Raw genomic sequence first — 20,920 nt, forward strand, 5'->3', positions numbered from 1 at the left:
GCGGCGATCCGGCCTCGATCGCCTTCTGCCAGCAGGCGGGGCTGGATTACGTCTCCTGCTCGCCCTATCGCGTGCCGGTCGCCCGTCTCGCGGCCGCGCAATCCGCGATTGGTGCCGGAGGGGGCGGCACTGCCTGAATGATGGCGAAGACGGCCATTTTCTGACCATTTCTCGGGCGCTTGCTAGTGTGATCGAAGAAGTGGGTAGCCAAATGCGGCTACCCATCCGATCTTCGGAGCATTCGCAAGGAGCCGCTCATGAGCGAGGCGCTGTCCCAGGGTTCTCCGTCGTCGCAACACGGCGCCCATCCGTTGATTTCGGTCGTCGTACCCGTGCGCAACGAGGCTCCGAACATTCTGCCGTTAATCGGTGAGATCCGGGCCGCCCTCATCGGCATCCCGTATGAAATCGTCTATGTCGACGACGGCAGCACCGACGAGACGCCGCAGCGCCTGCGCCAGGCGCTGGCCGAAGGCGCGCCGCTCCGCATTATCCGCCACAAGACAAGTTGCGGCCAGAGCGCCGGCGTCATCACCGGCGTCAAGCATGCGCGCGGCACCTGGATCGCAACGCTCGACGGTGACGGTCAGAACGATCCCGCCAGCATTCCGGACATGCTGGCCCGCGCCCAGGCCGAGGAACGCAGCGGCGGGGCCACGCCCATTCTCATCGCCGGTTGGCGCCAGAAGCGGCGCGATACCTCGGCCAAGCGCTATGGTTCGCGCATCGCGAACAAGGTGCGCGCTTCCGTGCTGCGGGACGCGACGCCCGACACCGGTTGCGGCCTGAAGGTGTTTCGCCGCGATGCCTTCCTCGAGATTCCGCATTTCGACCATATGCACCGCTTCCTGCCTGCGCTCTTCATCCGCCAGGGTGGCCGCGTCATTTCGGTGGCCGTGAACCATCGGCCGCGGCTGGAAGGCCAGTCGAACTACAACAACTGGCAGCGCCTCAAGGTCGGTCTCGTCGATCTGATCGGCATGTATTGGCTGCAGCGCCGCTGGCGCGGCCCGGTGATCGACGGGCCGATCATCGAGCCGCCGATCTCCGCCATCGAGCGCCGCTCCGCCGACGCTGCCGTGCTCGATAGCCGGATCGGCACGGTCGGGCAGCCCGGGGGCCTCAGCCCGTGAGCGCACTCTCGTCAGATAGCGGCTTTCGCCGACCACAGGAGCCGTGGCGGCTGTTCGTCAAACCGCTGGGCCTCGCCCTCGGCCTGATCCTCGCCGGTGTCGTACTCAAAACACTGGCAGGCGGGGTCAAGGGCGGCGTCTTTGCGGAATACGTGATGGGCCATGGCTTCGAGGGGGAGATCGTCCTCGTCCTGGGTGGCGCGCTGCTGACCGCCGCCGGTCTGCCGCGCCAAGCGGTGGCCTTCGCCGGCGGCTATGCCTTCGGCCTCAAGGTCGGGCTGGCACTCGCCATGCTCGCGCAGATCCTCGGGTGCCTGGCCGATTTCTTCTGGGCCCGCGCCGTCGCCCGGGACTGGGTGCGCGCGCGGCTTGGGGCGCGGCTGGCAAAGCTCGACGCCCGGCTGAGCGCCCATCCCTTCACCACGTCACTGACGCTGCGCCTGCTGCCGGTCGGCAACAATGTCGTGCTCAACCTGCTGGCCGGGCTTTCCTCGGTCAGCGCCTCTTCCTTCCTGCTCGCCTCGGCCATCGGCTATGTGCCGCAGACCCTGGTTTTCGCCCTCCTCGGCAGCGGCGTGCAGGTCTCCCACGGGACGCAGATTGGCCTTGGCATCGCGCTCTTCGTGCTCTCCGCCGGCCTCGGCCTGCTCCTCATGCGGCGCTGGAAGACCGCGCCGCAGCCGGTTTAAAGCTGCGCGAGATCGACCCCGGCGCGGCGAAAAGCCTCGGCCGGGGTTATTCCTGCCTCGCGCAGGGTCTTGAGCGACAGCGCGCCATCCCGCTTCGACAGTTTCTGGCCCCGCTCATCCGTAAGCAGACGATGGTGGGCGTAGACAGGCTGGGGCCAACCCATCAGGCTCTGGATAAGGCGGTGAATGTCGGTCGCCGGCCTCAGTTCCTCACCCCGCATCACCAGAGTCACGCCCTGAAGCGCATCATCATGGCAGACGCAAAGATGATAGCTGCCGGGGCAATCCTTGCGGGCGAGCACGACATCGCCATGCGCGCCGGGATCGCAGGTGACACGGCCCTGCCCCTCCTCCTCATAATCGAGCGGTCCCACGAGAGCGGCCGCACGTGCCGTGCGCAACCGCCAGCAATGCGCTTGGCCGGCCTCGATACGGGCCGCGGCGATCCGTGGCGACAGAGTGGCGCAGGTGCCGGGATAGACAGGCCCATCCGGCCCGTGCGGTGCCTGGCCTGACGCCGCCACCTCCCGCGCGATATCCGCCCGGGTGCAAAAGCAAGGATAGAGCAGTTCTCGCGCCCGCAAATCCTCGAGCACCAGGGCATAGTCAGCCAGATGGGCCTGTTGCCGGCGCACCGGGCCATCCCAGTCGAGACCCAGCCAACGCATATCTTCAAGGATTGCCGCCTCGTATTCCGGGCGGGCGCGGGTCGCATCGATATTCTCGATACGCAGCAGAAAACGCCCGCCATCGGCACGCGCCCGCCTCCAGGCCCGCCACGCCGCGAAGGCGTGGCCGAGATGCAGATAGCCGGTGGGGCTCGGCGCGAAACGCGTCACCAGCTGGGCCGGCAGGGGTGGATTCGGGGTCACGGCCTGCATGCTGTAGCATCAGGGCTCGTTGACGGACACGGGAGGACGGCATGGCTCATCTCAATGCACGGCGCTTCGGACCGGTCGCGGGAGGGGCGCCGCGCCAACTCGTGATCATCGCCCATGGTCTGGGTGCCAACGGCACCGACCTTATTCCCATCGCCCCCACCCTGGCCGCGGCCCTGCCGCATGCATTGTTCCTCGCCCCCGACGCGCCGGAAGCCTGCGACCTCGTTTCGCCCGAGGAGGGCGTCCATGCGCGGCAATGGTTCAGCCTGGGCGATTGGCGCCCTGAAGCGATGGAGGCCGGTGTTCGCCGCGGTGGCCCAGCGCTCGATCGCTTCATCGACGAAAGCCTTGCCGAACATGCCGTTCCGTCCGGGAGCTATGCCCTCGTGGGCTTCAGCCAAGGCGCCATGATGTCCCTTTTCGTCGGGCTGCGGCGCCAGACGCCACCGCGCGCCATCCTCGCTTACTCCGGCATCCTGCTGGACCCTGAGCGGCTCGCGGAGGAGATCGCCAATCGGGCGCCGGTGCTGCTCGTTCATGGCGCGCGGGACGAGGTCGTGCCTGCCGAATTCTCGCGCATGGCTGAAGCGCAGCTACGTGATCTGTCCGTCCCGGTCGAGCTTCTGATCGAACCCGAGCTCGGTCATGGCATTGATGCGGTGGGACTCGCCGCCGGCGCGCAGAGGCTCGCCAGGGTCTTCGCGGCGGAATGAAACCCCGGCGCCTCATGAATCCCCTATGACAGAATGGCGGTCGCGCTTGCCGAGCCCGGCAGGCTTTGCAATAGTCCCAGTAGGAATTCAGCGGCGCACCAGATCTGGTTGAGCTCCCCGGCTTTTCCTACCGATATCTGGTTGCTCCGGGAAGGAGCGGCGATTGGCTATGGCTTACTGCCCGACCATGCCCCGGCTCCGGGGGATTATCCCGGAGCGACCCCGAAGTCCGTGGACGAGGGTCATCCGGTGAGCCAACAGTCCGCAGGTCTCCAAACCCTTGTGCTGAACGCGGACATGCAGCCGCTCAGTTGGGGTCCTCTTTCCGTCTGGCCTTGGCAAGACGCCCTGGTCGCGGTGCTGCAGGACCGGGTCAGCCCGGTCATCAATTACGAGGTCGAGGTTCACTCGGCCAGCCAATCCTTCCCCATCCCCTCCGTCGTCGCCCTCAAGCGCTATCACAAGCGCAAGCATGTGGCCTTCACCCGTTACCATGTCTTCCTGCGCGACGGATTCCGCTGCCAATATTGCGGCGACGGTCTCTCGGCTAAGGAACTCACCTTCGACCATGTGATCCCGCGCTGCCGCGGCGGCACCACCGTCTGGCACAACGTCGTCACCTGCTGCCAGCGGGACAATCTCTTCAAGGGCAGCAAGTCGCTGCGTGAAAGCGGGCTACGCCTGCTGCGCGAACCCTACGAACCGTCGCCCCATCAGATAGACGATTACGCGAAACGCCACGCGACGCGGGAAAACCTGCACAAGACTTGGCTCGACTTCCTCTACTGGGATTCCGACCTGGAAGCCTGATCCGGCTCAGCCGGTCGCGAGGCTCACCCACTGGGTCGCGTCCGCCCCTTGCACGAGCATCAGAATTTCGCCGCGCCGGTCATGGCGGGAGGCCGCGATCTGGCCCGTCACCTCCTGCACATGCGAGACCGCCGTGCCATCCATCTGCAGAATGACGTCGCCCGGGGAAAGACCCTGCCGCGCGGCGGCGCTGCCGGGTGCGACCGCGGTGATGACGACGCCCGCCGTCCCGCTGGCAAGGCTGAACTTGCTGCGCAAGGCCGGGGTCACGTCCGAGAGGGTTAGGCCGAGGGCCGCGACCGGCTCGGGCTCGGCTGGCTTCTTGGGTGCGGCGGTCGTGGGCGCGGGCGCCGCCGGCTCGTCGGCTACCCGCAAATCCGCCTCCGCGGCCTTGCCGTTCCGCCAAAGATTGACGGCGACCGTCTCTCCCACCGGGCTTTCCTGCACGAGGCGCGGCAGCATCTTCATGCTGCCCACGGAATGACCATCGAAGTCGAGGATCACGTCTCCAGGTGCCAGATGCGCCGCCGCCGCGGGACTGCCGGGGGCGACTGTCGCGACGACAACGCCCGCGGTCTCGGGCAACTTGAGGGCGGTGGCGATATCGGGCGTGACACCCATGACCTGCACGCCGATCCAGCCCCGGCGTGGCTTGCCATAACGGCGAAGCTGCTGCACCACGGCGGCCACCTCGTCCGAGGGAATGGCGAAGCCGATACCGACCGAGCCGCCCGAGGGCGAATAGATCGCGGTATTGATGCCGATCACCACGCCCTGCATGTCGAACAGCGGGCCACCGGAATTGCCGCGATTGATGGCCGCATCCGTCTGGATGTAATCGGTTGATCCATCCTCCTGCAAATCACGCCCGCGGGCCGAGATGATGCCCGCCGTGACCGTGCCGCCCAGGCCGTAGGGATTGCCGATCGCAAGTACCCAGTCACCGATGCGGGCCTTGCGGGAAGAGCCGAAATGCACTGCCTGCAGCGGATGGGGCGGATGGACGCGGAGAAGCGCGATATCATCCTGCGTGTCCCGGCCGACCAGGGTTGCCGGCAGCGACGTGCCGTCCGACAGGATCACGCTCATGCTGCGCGCGCCGTCGATCACATGATTGTTCGTAACGATCAGCCCAGAGGAATCGATGATGAAGCCTGATCCCAGGCTCTGCATCTGATCGCCGCCGCTGGTCACGTCCGGGCTGCCCGGCCCCTCGGCGCTGTGCAGGAATTGCTCGAAGCTCTTGTCGATGGGGGGCGCCGCACCGTCAGGCGGGGCGGCTTCAGCGGCGCTCGCACCTTTGCCGGGCGGCAGGCTGTCGCGGCCGGGCTCACCGCCACCGGACTGGTCCCCATCCGTCTGATCGCCGCTCGACGCCGAGGCCGGCTGGGTACTTGCCACATTGACGACGGAGGGCAGCAGTCCCGCCGCAAGATCGGCGAATCCCTGTGGCACGTCATGGGCCATCGCGGCCGGGGCGGCGCAGAGGATCGTCATGGCAGAGGCAAGCAAAAGAACGCGCATGGGGGATCGTGAGCTCATCCGATGGACATTGACCGTCTGAGGAGGGATTGTGCGCGTGCGAGCGCGTGACCACAAGCGCGACGAGGGGGGCACCATGGGGCGCCGCCATCCTTCGCCCTGCGGCCCGCCAGCACCAAGCCCCCAACCGCGGGAATGACAGAGATGCCCGAAAAAGACGACGCGATTGCCACGGCCGTACGCCGCCTGCTGGCGAATTTCCAGTCGGAGGATGCGCAAGGCGAGATACTGGGGGGTGCCGATATCGAAGGCGTGCTGGTCCGGGGCGGGCTGGTGCAGGTATCGCTCGCCGTCGCGCGCGAGAGGGCACCTGCGCTCGAGCAGGCCCGGCGCGCGGTCGAGGCGGCGATCGCCCGCCTGCCCGGCGTCACCAACGCGACCGTGGTGCTGACAGCCCATCGCGCCGCCCCCGCAGCGACGACCGCCGCGCCAGCCGGGCGACCGGCCGCGCCACGGCCGCCCGCGCCACGCCCCCAGCCGTTGCCCGGTGTCGGCCAAGTCATCGCGGTCGCATCGGGCAAGGGTGGCGTCGGCAAATCAACCGTCTCGGTCAATCTCGCCGTGGCGCTGGCCCGCAGTGGGCTTCGCGTCGGGCTGATGGATGCCGATATCTACGGCCCCAGCCTGCCGCGCATGCTGGGCGAAAACCGCCGGCCTGAGGTGCGGGGGGATCGGCTCATCCCCGTCCAGGCCTGGGGAGTCTCCACCATGTCCATGGGATTTCTCGTCGAGGAGGATAGCGCCGTCATCTGGCGCGGCCCCATGATCATGGGTGCCGTGCAACAGTTTTTGGGTCAGGTCGAATGGGGAATGCTCGACATTCTGGTGGTCGACCTGCCGCCCGGTACCGGGGACATCCAGCTCACCCTCTCCCAGCGGGTGAAGGTGACCGGCGCGGTCGTTGTCTCAACGCCGCAGGACATCGCCCTCATCGACGCAAGGCGGGCGGTGAAGATGTTCGAGAAGGTCGAGATCCCGGTCCTCGGGGTGATCGAGAACATGAGCTATTTCTGCTGCCCGAATTGCGGCCACCGCTCCGAAATCTTCGGCCATGGCGGCGCCCGGGCCGAGGCTGCGAAGCTCGGCCAGGCGTTCCTCGGGGAAATTCCGCTCCTGCCCGAAATCCGCGCCTTGTCCGATGCCGGCACGCCGGTGGTCGCGGCCGCGCCGGAAAGCGAGGCCGGCCGTGCCTTTGCGGCAATCGCCGCTGGCCTCGCCCAGCGTCTTGTGGCGGGGGGCAAGGACCCCGCTTAAGATTTCATTACGGCTTTTACTTGGACCGCCGACTCGATACATCGAGACCGAATGATCCTGTCTGATACAACATCTTTTGAGAACTTTTCAGGTCGGGAGCGGCGACGGCCGGGGGGTTGCCACCCCCCGCAGCCGCAAACTTCTCCGCTAATGCGATGGACGTCGCATAAATTTCCGAACGTCGCTCTTGCAATCCGCGCGATTTCGCGACAAGTAATGTATCGACGAATCGATGAACTCGCGCAGCGCATTACGGTTCTGTAACGCAGTCGTGCTAAACGCGCCTCTTCTCGTCCCCTCGTTTCATAGATCGACAGAGTAATAATGCGATCCCCAAAGATTAATCTTGATCAGCCGTCCGAGGCCATCGACGCGGCAGAAGCCCGGATGCGGCTCGCCCTCGGTCTCGATACGCGTCCAGGAAGTAACGGACAGAGCAAAAGCGGGGCGGGCCATACCGCGCCACCACCACCGAGTTCCCACGAAACCGCGCGCCCCAGACGACGCTTCGCCCAGGACGGCGATGTGCCCGTCGTTATGCTCAGCCGCGGCCGCGACGGCGAGACCGGCGGCGAAGGCCGGTTTGCGGCCTTGACCGCCGAATTGCGCGAGGAAAAGGCTGCCCGCAGCCGCGCCGACCGCGCGCTGGACGAAGCCACCCTCTCCATCCAGTCCCTCAAGACCAAGCTCGCGCATCTGGAAATCGCCTGCGAGGAAAAGCTGCGGGACGAACGGGCGGCCAGCGACCAGATCGACGCCCGGCGGGCGGCCGAGCAGGAAGCACGCGCCAAGGCGGAGACCCGCGCGGCGGAAACCGCCCTGGCCCTGGCGATTGCTGAGCGTCGGATCACCGAGCTGGAAGCGGCGACAGCCGCAGCAGCCGCATCCCGGCCGGCCGCAGATCTGTTCGGCGAGCCTGCGGCCCCGAAGCCGCGCCGCGCGGCCCGGCGTAAATCCGCCGAGAGCCTGCTCGAGGCCGAGCCCGAGCAGAGGGCCGCCGAGGAGACGCCTGCCGAATACGCGGAAGACCAGCCGGTTGAATGGTGGCTGCCGAGCTTCCGCGCCCAGCGCAACGCGACCACGAACCGCAAGCGCAAGACACGCTGACGATTACCAGCTACCGGCGGTTGACGGCCCCTGCGAAGACCGCTGAAACAAGCCACATGGTCGCGCTCGCTTTCACGTCGGACACCGAAACGCTGCTGGATCAGGCGGCCGCGCACTGCCGCAGCCGTGGGCAGAAGCTGACGGAGCAGCGCCGGCAGATCCTCGGCCTGATCCTGGAAAGCCCCCGCCCCTCCGGCGCCTATGATCTGCTTGACCGCCTCCGCCTCGACGGCAAGCCGGCTGCCCCCCCGACCGTCTACCGCGCCCTCGATTTTCTGACGGCGCACGGGCTTGTCCATCGCATCGAGCGGCTCTCGGCCTTCATCGGCTGCGCGCATCTGCTGGGAAGCCACGGGCACGAGGGTGAGGGGCACGACCACCGCCATCACGGCATCGAGGCGATCCAGTTTCTTATCTGCACCAATTGCCGCCGCGCCTTCGAAATCACCGACGGGCGCATTCGCGGCGCAATCGAGGAAGCCGCCGCCGCGGCCGGCTTCCGCCCCACCGCGGCGACCGTCGAGATCGAGGGCATCTGCGCGGACTGCGCAGCAGCCACAGCTGAAAATCAGACCGCGCCCGCTCTATCCTGATTCGCCTTCAACCCTAAATTCGGCCATACCGACCGCCATGAACGACACTGTGACACAAGGCGACGCCGCCTCTGCAGCCAAGGACGCGGCGCCCGACTACCGGAAGACGGTCTTCCTGCCGCGCACGCCCTTTCCGATGAAGGGCGACCTGCCGAAGCGCGAGCCAGCTATGCTGGCAACCTGGGAGAAGACGGCGCTTTGGGAGCGTGTACGCGCGGAATCGAAGGGGAAAGCGCCTTTCGTGCTGCATGACGGGCCGCCCTATGCCAATGGCAATCTTCATCTCGGCCATGCGCTCAACAAGGTCCTGAAAGATGCGATCAACCGGGCCCATCAGATGGCCGGTTTCGACGCGCACTTCATCCCGGGCTGGGACTGCCATGGCCTGCCGATTGAATGGAAAGTCGAGGAGGGCCACCGGAAGGCCGGCCGCAACAAGGACGAGATCCCGGTCCTGCAGTTCCGCGCCGAATGCCGTGCCTATGCCGAGAAGTGGCTCGGCATCCAGGCCGACGAGTTCAAGCGCCTCGGCATCATGGGCGATTGGGCGGCCCGCTACGCGACGATGGACTTCACCTCCGAAGCCGCGATTGCGGCGGAGATTGGCCGCTTCCTGATGAACGGCGCGCTCTATCGCGGGCTTCGCCCGGTGATGTGGAGCCCGGTCGAGAAGACGGCGCTGGCAGAGGCCGAGATCGAATACCACGACCACAAGAGTGTCACCATCTGGGTGCGCTTCCCGGTCCTATCCGGCGGCCCGGCCGAGATCGCCGGCAGTTCCATCATCATCTGGACGACGACGCCTTGGACCATGCCGGGCAACCGCGCCATCGCCTACGGTCCCGAGATCGACTACCTGCTTCTCGAAGTGACGGAAGCCGCCGAGGGGGCGCGGGCAAAAACCGGCGAGCGCCTCATGGTCGCCGAAGCCCTGCTGGGGGCCTTCCTCAAGGAAACCGGCATCACCGGCCACGCGCTGATCGGCCGCTTCAAAGGCGAGGATCTGGCTGGCACCGTCACCGCGCATCCACTACGCGGCCAAGGCTATGACTACGACGTGCCTCTGCTGCCGGCGGAATACGTGACGACCGAGGCTGGCACCGGCTTTGTCCATACCGCGCCGACGCATGGCGAGGATGACTTCATCCTCGGCCGTGCCCATGGGCTGGAAGTCCCCGATACGGTGGGTGACGACGGCACCTACAACGAATGGGTACCGCTCTTCGCCGGCATCCATGTCTTCAAGGCGGCAGAGCCCGTCTGCCGCGCGCTGGAGGATGCCGGCGGGCTGCTGCACCGGAACGTTCTGGTCCATTCCTACCCGCATTCCTGGCGCTCCAAGGCGCCGGTCATCTACCGCGCGACGCCCCAATGGTTCATTCGCATGGACGGGCCGGAGAACATTCGCGGCAAGGCGCTGCAGGCGATTGCGGAGACAAAGTTCATTCCCGAACAGGGCCGCAACCGCATCGCCAGCATGGTCGCTGCCCGCCCCGACTGGTGCGTCAGCCGCCAGCGCGCCTGGGGGGTCCCGATTGCGATCTTCGTTGACCGCCGCACCGGCGAGCCGCTGCGCGACCCCGCGGTGATGGCCCGCATCGTCGACTATTTCAAAACCGAGGGCGCCGACGCCTGGTACGCGCGGCCCGCATCCGACTTCCTCGGCAATGACTATGATGCGACCCAGTACGAGCAGGTGCGCGACATCATCGATGTCTGGTTCGAAAGCGGCTCCACTCATGCCTTCGTGCTGGAAGCCCGTGGCCTGCCCTGGCCGGCCGATCTGTACCTCGAAGGCTCGGACCAGCATCGCGGCTGGTTCCATTCCTCGCTCCTCGAAGCCGTCGGCACCCGTGGCCGCGCCCCCTTCAAGGCGGTGCTGACGCATGGCTTCCTGGTAGACGAGCAGGGCCGCAAGATGTCCAAGTCGCTCGGCAACGGTGTCGAGCCGCAGGATGTCATCGAGAAATACGGCGCGGACATTCTCCGGCTTTGGGTCATGTCCTCGGATGCGCGGGACGATCTCAGCATCGGGCCGGAAATCCTCAAGCAGCAGGGCGAACTCTATCGCCGACTGCGCAACACGCTGCGCTGGTTGCTCGGCAGCCTTGACGGTTTTTCCGAAAGCGAAATTCTGCCCGTAGCGGAGCTGCCGGAGCTGGAGCGCTGGGTTCTGCACCGGCTGACGGAGCTCGATACCACGCTGCGGGCAGCCGTCGAGAACCACGACTGGACCGGCGTTTATCCCGCCATCCACCATTTCTGCGCGACCGACCTCTCGGCCTATTACTTCGACATCCGCAAGGACGCGCTCTATTGCGACCGGCCGGACAGTCTGCGCCGCCGCGCGGCCCGCACGGTGCTGGACCAGTTGCACCGCTGCCTCACCACCTGGCTCGCCCCGGTCCTTGTCTTCACGGCGGAAGAAGCCTGGCAAACCCGATTCGGTCCGGAGACCAGCGTCCATACGCAGCTCTTCCCGGTCCTGCCGGCCGAATGGCGGGATGAGGCGCTCGCCGAGAAATGGGCGCGGGTGCGCGACATCCGCCGGCTTGGCACGACCAAGCTCGAAGCCATGCGCCAGGACGGCCAGATCGGCGCCTCACTGCAGGCCGAAGTGACGCTTGCCTTCCCCGACGGCGAAGACCGGCTACTTTCGGCCGCGGACTGGGCCGATGCGCTGATCGTCTCTGCCGTGCACCTCACGGCAGGGGACGCGATCGCGGCGGAAGCGACCCTCGCTGCCGGTGAAAAATGCGCCCGCTGCTGGCGGGTGCTGCCGGAAGTGGATTCGGAAACGAAGCTTTGCCTGCGCTGCGCGGATGCGGTGGCCGCCGCTGCGGTCGCGTCCGGCCTCACCTGCCAACCCGCGGGCTGAGCGCGCCCTATGCGCAAAGGCATCGCACTCACAGGGCTTCTCGCCGCGATCCTGGTCTTCGTGGCGGACCAGGCCAGCAAATGGTGGATTCTGCACGGTCTCAATCTCCCGGACATCGGGCAGTTGGTGATCCTTCCAGTGCTGAACTTCACCATGGTCTGGAACCGCGGCGTCACCTTCGGGCTGCTCACGGGCAATTCCACCCTCGCCCATCTGGGACTTGCGATCTTCGCGGTGGCCGTAGTCGTGGTGCTCGGCATCTGGGTTCTGCGCAGCAATCGGCTCGCGATCGCCGTTCCTGTCGGCGCGATCGCCGGTGGGGCCCTTGGCAATGTCGCCGACAGGCTGCATTACGGCGCCGTGGTCGATTTCATCCAGGCGCATGCCTTCGGCTATTCGTGGTATGTCTTCAACGTGGCCGACGCGGCGATCGTTTGCGGCGTGGCCGCGCTGGTCATCGATAACCTGCTACCCGGACGGTCGGAAACGACCGGTGCCCGGGCGAAAAATCGCGGCTGAGGGGCGGATGCCTAGGATGATGACGATGCGGTGGACGCTGCTTCTGGCGCCCCTGATGCTCGCCGGATGCTCAAGCGGCACGATGCAGACGCTCGGCCTGCAGCGCGATCCGCCGGACGAGTTCAAGGTCACGACGCAGCCGCAGCTTGCGATGCCGCCGGATCTCAACCAGGCGGCACAGGTTCTTCCGGCGCCGACGCCGGGCGCCGTGCGCCCGCAGGACGTCGCGGTCTCGCAGCAGGCGGAGAGTGCGATGCTCGGCGCCGCCTCGCTGCCGAACGGCGCGCCGTCGACCGCGGGCGACCAGAACTTCCTGGCAAAGGCCGGCCCGCCCGCACCGGCCAGCATCCGCCAGGAGGTCAATGCGCTCGGGGAAAAGGACCAGAACAGCCGCTCCCTCAGCAACCGCATGAACCCCTTTGGCACCGCGGTCGCCAAGCCCGCGATCGTGAACGCCAAGGAGGAAAGCCAGCGCCTGCAAAAGAATGCAGCGCTGGGTGAGAGCCCGGCCAATGGCAACACGCCCATTGTGAAGCCGAAGGACCACGGCCCGCTCGGCAACTGGCTCGACAGCATCTTCTGATACAAGGATCGTCCCGATGAGCGGACAGTTCGCTCGCTATCCGAGCCTCGTCGGCCGGCGCGTGCTTGTTACCGGTGGCGCCTCCGGCATCGGCGCCGGCATCGTCGAGCATTTTCTCGATCAGGGCGCCCATGTCGGCTTCCTCGACCTCGACGCGACGGCGGCGGCAGCCCTCATCGCCCGCCAGCCCGAAGGCGCCGCGGTCGAATTCCGCCGCGTCGATCTTCGCGATATTCCCGCCGTCCGCGCCGCCATTGCCGAACTCAGGGATGCGCTCGGCGGCGGCTTCACCGCGCTCGTCAACAATGCGGCGCGGGACGACCGCCACGCCATCGACGAGATCACGCCGGACTACTGGGACGAACGGATGGCGACCAATCTTCGCCATCAGTTCTTCTGCGCCCAGGCGGTGAAGGACGATATGATCGCCGCCGGCGGGGGCTCGATCGTCAATATGAGTTCCAACAGCTTCCTGCTCGGCCAAGGCGGCATGCCCGCCTATACCGCCGCCAAATCCGCCGTCATCGGCCTTACCCGGGCTCTCGCGCGCGATCTCGGGCCGCATCACATCCGGGCGAACACCGTCTATCCGGGCTGGATCATGACAGAGCGTCAGCTCAATCTGTGGATGACACCCGAAGCCGATGCCAAGCGCGCGGCGGGGCAGTGCATCCCCGATCGCCTTCATCCGGCCGACGTCGCCCGCATGGTTCTGTGGCTGGCGGCGGATGACAGCGCGCTCGTCACGGCTCAAGATTTCATCGTGGACGGAGGCTGGCGCTAGCCTCCCTTCCTTTTCAGGAGAAGGCTTGCATGGAACAGCGACGTCTTGGACGCTCCGGGCTGATGGTCCCGGTGCTGAGCTTCGGCACCGGCACATTCGGCGGCCGCGGTGAATTCTTCCAGGCCTGGGGCTCGACGGATGTCGCGGAAGCCAGCCGGCTGATCGACATCTGCCTCGATGCAGGCCTCAATATGTTCGACAGTGCCGATGTCTATTCCGGCGGAGCGGCAGAGGAGGTCCTTGGCGCGGCGCTGAAGGGCCGGCGCGACAAGGTGCTCATTTCCACCAAGGCGACCTTCCGGGCCGGAGAGGGCGCGAACGACGTCGGCTCCTCCCGCATCCATCTCACTCGCTCGGTCGAGGCCGCGCTCAAGCGCCTCGGCACCGATTACATCGATCTCTTTCAGCTACACGGCTTCGACGCGATCACGCCGGTCGAGGAAACCTTGTCCACGCTGGACGACCTCGTCCGCGCCGGCAAAATCCGCTACGTCGGCTGCTCCAATTTCTCCGGCTGGCATCTCATGAAATCGCTGGCGGCGGCCGAGCGATACAACCTGCCGCGCTATGTGGCGCACCAGGCCTATTACTCGCTGATCGGCCGGGACTACGAATGGGAGCTGATGCCGCTGGGTCTCGACCAGGGGGTCGGCGCCGTGGTCTGGAGCCCGCTCGGCTGGGGTAGGCTGACCGGAAAAATCCGTCGCGGCCAGCCACTGCCCGAGAGTTCGAGGCTGCACAAGACGGCGGACATGGGTCCGCCGGTGCCGGACGAGCAGGTGTATCGGGTGGTCGAAGCGATGGACGCGATAGCCAAGGAGACGGGGAAGACCATTCCACAAATCGCCCTCAACTGGCTTCTGCAGCGCCCGACGGTTGCCAATATCATTGTCGGCGCCCGCAATGAGGAGCAGCTGAAGCAAAATCTCGGCGCCGTCGGCTGGAACCTGACGCCCGAGCAGGTGGCCACGCTCGACGAGGCCAGCACGGTTACCCTGGCCTATCCCTATTGGCACCAGCGCGGCTTCACCGAACGCAACCCTGCACCGGTCTGATCGGGTGCGACAGGCGACCCACCGCCTCGCGATCTCTACGCGCGGCAAGGGACTCACGGAATTCACCCGGGCCGTCTGCGCCTGGGTGGATGCCCAAAGCATGGAAACGGGGCTGCTAACCCTCTGGTGCGCCCATACCTCCGCCTCGCTCGCGGTGACCGAGAATGCGAGCCCGGAGGTGCTGGAGGATATCGCCGAAGCCTTCGAGCGGTTGGTGCCGGAGGATCGCGGCCAGGCGGGTGGCCAGCGCTATATCCATTCCCTGGAAGGGCCGGACGACATGCCCTCCCATATCCGCACGCTGCTGACCGGGCCGCAGCTCACGGTTCCGGTCGTGGAGGGCCGCCTCGCCCTCGGCACCTGGCAGGGGATTTTTCTCTTCGAGCATCGCAGCCGCCCGCACCGGCGCGAGGTCGTGCTGCATCTTATGGGGGAGTGAGCCCTGACCTCAGGGGTCACTGCCCCTCTCAGGCCGAGACGCTGACCCCAGCGGAGACCGGCTCGGCGGTGGCGGCAACCGGCACGAAGGCCTCCGCCTTGGCGGCGGCCGGCACCTTGCTCATCATCCGATGCTCTGTCTCGCTGATATAGTCCCGCGCCAAGGGGGCGGCCGTCTGTACGCGCGTCAGCTGCACCTGGAAATTCACATGCTCCTGGTAGCGGAAGGCGAGTTCGGAGCCCGCCAGATAGAACTCGAACATGCGGCAGAAACGCTCGTCATAAAGGGTCTGGATCGCGTCGCGATTGGCGGCGAAACGACGCCGCCAATGGCGCAGGGTCTCGGCGTAATGCAGCCGCAACACCTCGATGTCGGTCGCGATCAGGCCCGAGCGCTCGATCGGCAGCATCATTTCCGACAGCGCCGGAGAATAGCCGCCGGGGAAGATGTATTTTTCGATCCAGGCATTGGTGGTGCCCGGCCCGTCCGTCCGGCCGATGGTGTGGATGAGGGCGACACCGTCTTCCTTGAGGCTGCGCTTCACCACATCAAAAAACGTGCCGTAGTGGTTGATGCCCACATGCTCGAACATGCCGACCGAGACGATGCGGTCGAACCGCTCCTGCAGGGCGCGGTAATCGAGCAGCTCGAATTTCACACGATCCGAGAGTCCCTCGGCTTCGGCGCGGGCGCGGGCCTCGGCCAGTTGCTCGGTGGAGAGCGTGATGCCGGTGACGCGGGCGCCGTAGTCCCGCGCCAGCGTCAGCGCCATGCCCCCCCAGCCGCAGCCGATGTCAAGCACCGAAAGCCCCGGCCGGTCCAGCTTCAGCTTGGCCGCGATGTGGTGCTTCTTGGCCAGCTGCGCTTCCTCGAGCGTCTCGTCCCCGCGCGGGAAATAGGCGCAGGAATACTGGCGGTCGCGGTCGAGGAAGAGGCTATAGAGGCGGCCATTGAGATCGTAGTGGTGGGCGACGTTGCGGCGCGAGCGCACGGCGCTGTTAAGCTGGCGGGCACGACGGATCATGGTGCCGAAGACCATGCGCACCTTCATCATCGGCACCGCACCCGTGCCCGCCGCCTGGAGGTTGGAGAGCAGCGTCTCGAGCACCTGGTAGATTGAGCAATCCACCGGAACCAGCGTTCCGTCCATGTAGCCTTCACCGAAGGCAAGGCCCGGATTGAGGACGATGGCGCGGATGGCTTTCTCGTCCGTGACCTTGAGGGTGCTTCCGCCTCCGGCATCAGGGCCATAGCTCGTTTTCTCGCCGTTCGGCCAGATCACGGTCAAGCCGCCCTTCCGGATCATGCGTTTCAGAAGGCGATCAAGGATCTGTCGCATTGGCAATCTCTCGTCTCACGACACCGGCCGGGCGGAAGCCTGGCCCGCTGCATACATTACCATTCGGATAATGCGCCCGCGCGTTGCATGCAAGCAAGGGGTGTGGCAATCCAATCACAGGCGCATGAGGACAAAAAAAGCCGGCAGGGTTCACCTGCCGGCCTTTTTTGCCGAAAAATAATCGTGCCCGGGGAGATCAGGCGGCCGGAGCCGCCGCGTCCTCTTCCTCGGTGCCGAAGATATCGGCAGCGACGTCGTTCTCCTCTTCGGCCGCGCGGCCGACAGCCTCGCCACGAATCTGCTTTTCAGCCTCTTCGACGGAGCGGGCGATGTTGACGGTCACCTTGATCACAACTTCGGGATGCAGAACGACGCGCACCTGGCGCACGCCCAGCGTCTTGATCGGGTGATCGAGCTCGACCTGGTTGCGGTCGACGGCAAGGCCGCCCTCGGTCGCACCGTCCGCTATGTCGCGGCTGGAGACGGAGCCGTAGAGGCTGCCGGAATCGCCCGCCTGACGGATCAGGGTCACGGTCAGGCCGTGCACCCGCTCGGCCACACGCTCGGCCTCCTCGCGGCGCTTCAGGTTCTGTGCCTCGAGGTGAATGCGCTCCTCGGCGAAGCGCGCCGAGTTTTCCTTGGTCGCGCGCAGAGCCTTCTTCTGCGGGAGCAGGAAGTTGCGGGCATAGCCCGGCTTCACGCGCACGCGGTCGCCCATCTGGCCCAGCTTGGGAACGCGCTGGAGCAGGATGACTTCAATGGCTGCCATGATCGCTCTCCCTTACTGCAGAACGTAGGGCAGCAGCGCCAGGAAGCGGGCGCGCTTGATGGCCCGGGCGAGCTCGCGCTGCTTGCGGGCGGAGACCGCCGTGATGCGGGACGGCACGATCTTGCCGCGCTCGCTCAGGAAGCGGGACAGCAGGCGGACGTCCTTGTAGTCGATCTTCGGCGCATTCGGGCCGGAGAAGGGGCAGGACTTCTTGCGGCGGTAGAAGGGGCGACGGGCGCCCACGGCCGCGCGGCGGGCCGCCGGATTGACTTCGGTCGTGTCGGACATGGTCAGACCTCCTCCTGACCGCGACCGCGGTCCTCATCATCATCCCGCGGGCCACGATATTCCTCGCGGGCACGGAACTCTTCGCGATCGTCGTAGCGGCGACGGCCGCTGTCGAAGCGGCCGGCCGGCTTCGGACCGCGGAAGCCACGATCGTCGGACTTGCGGGCGAGCACGGCAGACGGCGCCTCGTCGATCTCGTCGACGCGGATGGTCATGAAGCGCAGCACGTCTTCGTTCAGACGCAGCTGGCGTTCCATCTCGGTCAGGGCCGCCGGCTCGATCTCAATGCCGAGCAGCACGTAGTGGCCCTTGCGGTTCTTCTTGATGCGATAGGCAAGGCTGCGCAGGCCCCAATATTCGCGCTTGCGAACCTGGGCACCTTCGGCCTCGATCTGCGCCACGATCCCGTCAGCCAGGGTGTCCACCTGCTGCTGGGTTATTTCGCTGCGCCCTATCACGACGCATTCATATAGAGGCATGATGGTCCCTCCGGATGTATCGGCCTGGAAGCCGCGGTCCCGGGACTCCGGGCGCGGACAGGCACAGCCGGGGCGATGCCTTCACCCCGGCAGGGCGGGCGCAAAAGCGCAGAAATTGTCGATTTCCGCAAGGCAGAGCTGCTCTGCAAGCCTTTTCTGTCAAAAAAGTCCTTTCGCAGCCGCAATACGGTCATGCTTGCGCTCGGCCGTGATCCCGGCGTAAGGCTCCCGCAGACGTGCCGAAGAGAGACCAACCCGCCCTGGCCGACCGGGCCTGAAAACTCCCGGAAACCGCCGAGCATTGGGATGCCGATGGACGAAGCTTTCGCCGTATCCGCTTCCCGCGACGCTGCCGGCTCGCCCCAAGCCCCACGCCGGGTACCGGCGTCCGCCTCCAGAATCGCGATCCCATGACCATTTCGACAACGACCACCGCTGACGCCACGCACCCGGTGCGCAACATAGTCACGCCGGCACTCATTCTCGGCGTGCTGGGCGTGGTCTATGGCGACATCGGCACGAGCCCGCTCTACGCGCTCTCGACCTGCCTGCAGTTCTTCGGCCCCGCCGCAATGACGCAGACGACCGTGCTCGGCACGCTCTCCATGATCTTCTGGGCGCTCATCATCACGGTCACCATCAAATACGTGACCTTCGTGATGAGGGCGGACAACAACGGGGAGGGCGGCATCCTGACGATGATGGTGCTGGCCCAGCGCGTGTGCCGCCGGCCCAAGGTGGCGACCGGGGTCATGCTTATCGCCATCATCGGCGCTTGCCTTTTCTTCGGCGACGGCATGATCACCCCGGCGATCTCCGTGCTGTCGGCGATCGAAGGGCTGGAAGTGACCTCACCGCTGCTCGGGCCGGCGGTGCTGCCCCTATCGGTTCTGGTGATCGGCCTGCTCTTCGCCTTCCAGTATCGCGGCACCACGACCATCGGCCGCATCTTCGGCCCGATCATGGCGCTGTGGTTTCTCTCGATCGGCGTGCTCGGCCTCGTCGAGATCCTGCACAATCCCTCGGTATTGCGCGCGATACTGCCAGTCTACGTGGTGATCTTCGCGATCAACCACGGCTTCGTCACCTTCATCACGCTGGGCTCAGTCGTGCTTGCGGTGACGGGCGCGGAAGCACTCTACGCTGATATGGGTCATTTCGGGCGCAAGCCCATCCAGCGGGCCTGGACCTTCTTCGTGCTGCCCTGCCTGGCGCTCAACTATTTCGGCCAGGGCGCGCTGATCCTGCGCGATCCGGGCACCCTGCATAATCCCTTCTTCCTGCTCTGCCCGGACTGGGCACGTCTGCCCATGGTCTTTCTGGCGACGGCGGCCACCGTGATCGCGAGCCAGGCGATGATCTCGGGCGCTTTCTCCGTAGCCCGGCAGTGCGTGCAGCTCGGCTTCATCCCGCGCATGATCGTGCGGCATACGAGCGAGACCGAGGAGGGGCAGATCTACCTGCCTCAGATCAACACCATGCTGCTGGTCGGCGTGCTGATCCTGGTCCTGTCCTTCCGCAGCAGCGCGGCACTTGCCAGTGCCTATGGCGTAGCGGTGACCGGCACCTTCACCTGCACCACGATCCTTGCCGCCCTGGTCTATCGCCGGCAGTTCAAATGGTCCCGCAGCGCGGTGCTGGGGGTCTTCGGGGTCTTTTTCCTTCTCGACATCACCTTTTTTACCTCGAACCTGCTCAAGGTTCCGGATGGAGGTTGGGTGCCGATCGCGGTCGGCCTCTTCCTCATGGCGGTCATGACCTCCTGGAAGCGCGGGCGGGAGCTCATGCTCCAGCGCTGGAAACAAGACAGCCTGCCGCTCAACTCCTTCCTGGCGCGCCTGCCTTCCTCACGCATCATCCGCGTGCCGGGCACGGCGGTGTTCCTCACCGGCAATGGCGCCTATGTGCCCAATGCCCTGCTCCACAACCTCAAGCACAACAAGGTGCTGCACGAGCGGGTCTTCCTGGTCACGGTGCAGACGGCGGACGTGCCGATGGTGGCCGACCACGACCGCCTCGAGGTCGAGGAACTGGCGCCCCAGATCAATCGGGTGACGGTGAAATACGGCTTCCAGGAAAGCCCCAACATTCCCCGCGCGCTCGAGGAACTGCGCAACCAGGGCGTGCCCTTCGACCCCATGCAGACGAGCTATTTCCTCGGCCGCGAGGTCATCGTCCCCGCCCTGGTGCCAAAGCTGCCCTTCTGGCGGCTCTGGCTCTTCCTCGTGCTGTCCCGCAATGCCGTGCCGGCGACGGAGTTCTTCCGCATCCCGAGCGACCGCGTGGTCGAGCTCGGCGTGCGCATCGCGATCTGAGGCGAAGCGTCTCGAGGATCGTCGCAATTCAGCGCGCGACTCGCTGACGCCTCTTTCATCGCCACTCAATTGTATATACGCTATTGTAAATACGTACTCGCTTAGAGACTTTGAGTCTCAAAGACGGAGGATCTCAACTGGGGGGACAAATGCAAGAAAGCAGCAATGAGTTCACGGTCACCGCAGTTGGATTCAGATATGCGTATCGAGAGCGATCCTGAGAAAGAGAGCACGAATAAGCGCAAGCACGGGCTGGATTTTTCGTTCGCCGCATTGGTGTTTACCGATCCCCTGGCGGTCACGGTCTATGATCGTCATGAGAATGGCGAGGATCGCTGGCATACCTTCGGCGAGGTCGGAGGGTATTTGATTTTGGTCGTTCATACCTACCCTGATCCGAAAGTTGATGATTGGGTCAGGGTGATCGGATTGCGTGAGGCGACGCCTCATGAAAGGAAGCGCTATGAAGAAGGGTCCTTCGACTGAGCGCCCCGGCCTGACGGAAGAACAGCGGGCACAACTCCGAGCTCTCACTGGGCATCCCGATACCGAGGCCATCCCGGAGGCGCCGACGGAAAACTGGCAATCCGCGCGCCGCTTCTACAAGCCCCGGAAAGAGGCCATCAGTATTCGCATCGATGCCGATGTGCTGGACTGGCTGAAGGGCCGCAGCGACCGGTACCAGACCGAGATCAACAAGTTGCTGCGAGAAAAGATGGAAGAGGCTGAGGGCGGCTGAAGGCTGACCGG

At 65.7% G+C, this 20,920-nt stretch carries 23 protein-coding genes; 17 read left to right on the forward strand and 6 right to left on the reverse strand.

The window, feature by feature from the left end; translation table 11 throughout:
• The 3 genes from VL752_RS20105 to VL752_RS20115 form a co-directional block, all read left to right on the forward strand.
• The coding region (locus VL752_RS20105) for a putative PEP-binding protein (protein WP_325358105.1) at nt 1-137 on the forward strand (137 nt) is incomplete at its 5' end.
• Nucleotides 138-257: 120 nt separating this feature from the next.
• Nucleotides 258-1,133: a glycosyltransferase family 2 protein gene (locus VL752_RS20110; RefSeq protein ID WP_325358045.1), complete on the forward strand. Its 876-nt coding sequence runs from the start codon at nt 258-260 to the stop codon at nt 1,131-1,133.
• Nucleotides 1,130-1,822, forward strand: coding sequence for a TVP38/TMEM64 family protein (locus VL752_RS20115; protein WP_325358047.1), 693 nt, complete (start codon nt 1,130-1,132; stop codon nt 1,820-1,822). Before VL752_RS20110 ends, VL752_RS20115 begins: the two co-directional genes overlap by 4 nt.
• Here VL752_RS20115 and gluQRS read toward each other — a convergent pair.
• Complete coding sequence (gene gluQRS, locus VL752_RS20120) at nt 1,819-2,703, reverse strand: tRNA glutamyl-Q(34) synthetase GluQRS (protein ID WP_325358049.1); 885 nt, start codon at nt 2,701-2,703, stop codon at nt 1,819-1,821. The two genes, VL752_RS20115 and gluQRS, sit on opposite strands and share 4 nt — an antisense overlap.
• A gap of 41 nt (nt 2,704-2,744) precedes the next feature.
• Here gluQRS and VL752_RS20125 point away from each other — a divergent pair, with 41 nt between their 5' ends.
• Both VL752_RS20125 and VL752_RS20130 read left to right on the forward strand, forming a co-directional pair.
• Nucleotides 2,745-3,416 (forward strand): alpha/beta hydrolase, encoded by a 672-nt coding sequence (locus VL752_RS20125; RefSeq protein WP_325358051.1) that lies wholly within the window; start codon nt 2,745-2,747, stop codon nt 3,414-3,416.
• A 249-nt stretch (nt 3,417-3,665) separates the two neighbouring features.
• Nucleotides 3,666-4,226, forward strand: a complete 561-nt coding sequence (locus tag VL752_RS20130) for an HNH endonuclease (protein ID WP_325358053.1) — start codon at nt 3,666-3,668, stop codon at nt 4,224-4,226.
• A gap of 6 nt (nt 4,227-4,232) precedes the next feature.
• Here the strand turns inward: VL752_RS20130 and VL752_RS20135 are convergent, their stop codons facing one another.
• On the reverse strand, nt 4,233-5,750 hold the full coding sequence (locus VL752_RS20135) for a Do family serine endopeptidase (RefSeq protein WP_325358055.1): 1,518 nt from the start codon (nt 5,748-5,750) through the stop codon (nt 4,233-4,235).
• A 162-nt stretch (nt 5,751-5,912) separates the two neighbouring features.
• Here VL752_RS20135 and VL752_RS20140 point away from each other — a divergent pair, with 162 nt between their 5' ends.
• From VL752_RS20140 to VL752_RS20180, 9 genes are all read left to right on the forward strand, one after another.
• Nucleotides 5,913-7,022 carry an Mrp/NBP35 family ATP-binding protein gene (locus tag VL752_RS20140; RefSeq protein ID WP_325358057.1) on the forward strand — a complete coding sequence of 370 codons (1,110 nt, stop codon included), beginning with the start codon at nt 5,913-5,915 and terminating at the stop codon, nt 7,020-7,022.
• Between the two features lie 387 nt (nt 7,023-7,409).
• Complete coding sequence (locus tag VL752_RS20145; RefSeq protein ID WP_325358059.1) at nt 7,410-8,129, forward strand: hypothetical protein; 720 nt, start codon at nt 7,410-7,412, stop codon at nt 8,127-8,129.
• A 56-nt stretch (nt 8,130-8,185) separates the two neighbouring features.
• Nucleotides 8,186-8,722, forward strand: coding sequence for a Fur family transcriptional regulator (locus VL752_RS20150; RefSeq protein ID WP_325358061.1), 537 nt, complete (start codon nt 8,186-8,188; stop codon nt 8,720-8,722).
• Between the two features lie 37 nt (nt 8,723-8,759).
• Nucleotides 8,760-11,600, forward strand: coding sequence for an isoleucine--tRNA ligase (ileS, locus tag VL752_RS20155; RefSeq protein WP_325358063.1), 2,841 nt, complete (start codon nt 8,760-8,762; stop codon nt 11,598-11,600).
• A gap of 9 nt (nt 11,601-11,609) precedes the next feature.
• Complete coding sequence (gene lspA, locus VL752_RS20160) at nt 11,610-12,119, forward strand: signal peptidase II (protein ID WP_325358065.1); 510 nt, start codon at nt 11,610-11,612, stop codon at nt 12,117-12,119.
• A 16-nt stretch (nt 12,120-12,135) separates the two neighbouring features.
• Nucleotides 12,136-12,702 carry a DUF3035 domain-containing protein gene (locus VL752_RS20165; protein WP_325358067.1) on the forward strand — a complete coding sequence of 189 codons (567 nt, stop codon included), beginning with the start codon at nt 12,136-12,138 and terminating at the stop codon, nt 12,700-12,702.
• Nucleotides 12,703-12,718: 16 nt separating this feature from the next.
• Nucleotides 12,719-13,486 carry an SDR family NAD(P)-dependent oxidoreductase gene (locus VL752_RS20170; RefSeq protein WP_325358069.1) on the forward strand — a complete coding sequence of 256 codons (768 nt, stop codon included), beginning with the start codon at nt 12,719-12,721 and terminating at the stop codon, nt 13,484-13,486.
• Nucleotides 13,487-13,515: 29 nt separating this feature from the next.
• Nucleotides 13,516-14,541, forward strand: coding sequence for an aldo/keto reductase (locus tag VL752_RS20175; protein WP_325358071.1), 1,026 nt, complete (start codon nt 13,516-13,518; stop codon nt 14,539-14,541).
• A 4-nt stretch (nt 14,542-14,545) separates the two neighbouring features.
• Entirely contained in the window at nt 14,546-14,980 is a 435-nt protein-coding gene (locus tag VL752_RS20180; protein WP_325358073.1) for a secondary thiamine-phosphate synthase enzyme YjbQ, read from the forward strand.
• Nucleotides 14,981-15,008: 28 nt separating this feature from the next.
• On the opposite strand, the gene VL752_RS20185 is transcribed toward VL752_RS20180, so the two are convergent.
• The 4 genes from VL752_RS20185 to rpsF all read right to left on the reverse strand — a co-directional run bounded on the left by VL752_RS20185 (nt 15,009) and on the right by rpsF (nt 17,855).
• Nucleotides 15,009-16,319 carry a cyclopropane-fatty-acyl-phospholipid synthase family protein gene (locus VL752_RS20185; protein WP_325358075.1) on the reverse strand — a complete coding sequence of 437 codons (1,311 nt, stop codon included), beginning with the start codon at nt 16,317-16,319 and terminating at the stop codon, nt 15,009-15,011.
• 196 nt (nt 16,320-16,515) lie between these two features.
• Entirely contained in the window at nt 16,516-17,088 is a 573-nt protein-coding gene (gene rplI, locus VL752_RS20190; protein WP_325358077.1) for a 50S ribosomal protein L9, read from the reverse strand.
• Between the two features lie 12 nt (nt 17,089-17,100).
• Nucleotides 17,101-17,376: a 30S ribosomal protein S18 gene (gene rpsR / locus VL752_RS20195; protein ID WP_325358079.1), complete on the reverse strand. Its 276-nt coding sequence runs from the start codon at nt 17,374-17,376 to the stop codon at nt 17,101-17,103.
• A gap of 2 nt (nt 17,377-17,378) precedes the next feature.
• Nucleotides 17,379-17,855: a 30S ribosomal protein S6 gene (gene rpsF, locus VL752_RS20200; RefSeq protein WP_325358081.1), complete on the reverse strand. Its 477-nt coding sequence runs from the start codon at nt 17,853-17,855 to the stop codon at nt 17,379-17,381.
• 410 nt (nt 17,856-18,265) lie between these two features.
• Between rpsF and VL752_RS20205 the strand changes: the two genes are divergently transcribed.
• From VL752_RS20205 to VL752_RS20215, 3 genes are all read left to right on the forward strand, one after another.
• On the forward strand, nt 18,266-20,170 hold the full coding sequence (locus VL752_RS20205; RefSeq protein WP_325358083.1) for a potassium transporter Kup: 1,905 nt from the start codon (nt 18,266-18,268) through the stop codon (nt 20,168-20,170).
• Between the two features lie 198 nt (nt 20,171-20,368).
• A complete protein-coding gene (locus VL752_RS20210) occupies nt 20,369-20,656 on the forward strand; it encodes a BrnT family toxin (RefSeq protein WP_325358085.1) in 288 nt (95 codons plus the stop codon).
• The gene (locus VL752_RS20215; protein ID WP_325358087.1) at nt 20,634-20,909 is read left to right on the forward strand and encodes a BrnA antitoxin family protein; all 276 of its coding nucleotides are present in this window, start codon (nt 20,634-20,636) and stop codon (nt 20,907-20,909) included. Before VL752_RS20210 ends, VL752_RS20215 begins: the two co-directional genes overlap by 23 nt.
• The last annotated feature ends 11 nt before the right edge of the window (nt 20,910-20,920 follow it).

The sequence above is a fragment of the Acidisoma sp. genome, assembly GCF_035492295.1.
GTDB lineage: Bacteria > Pseudomonadota > Alphaproteobacteria > Acetobacterales > Acetobacteraceae > Acidisoma.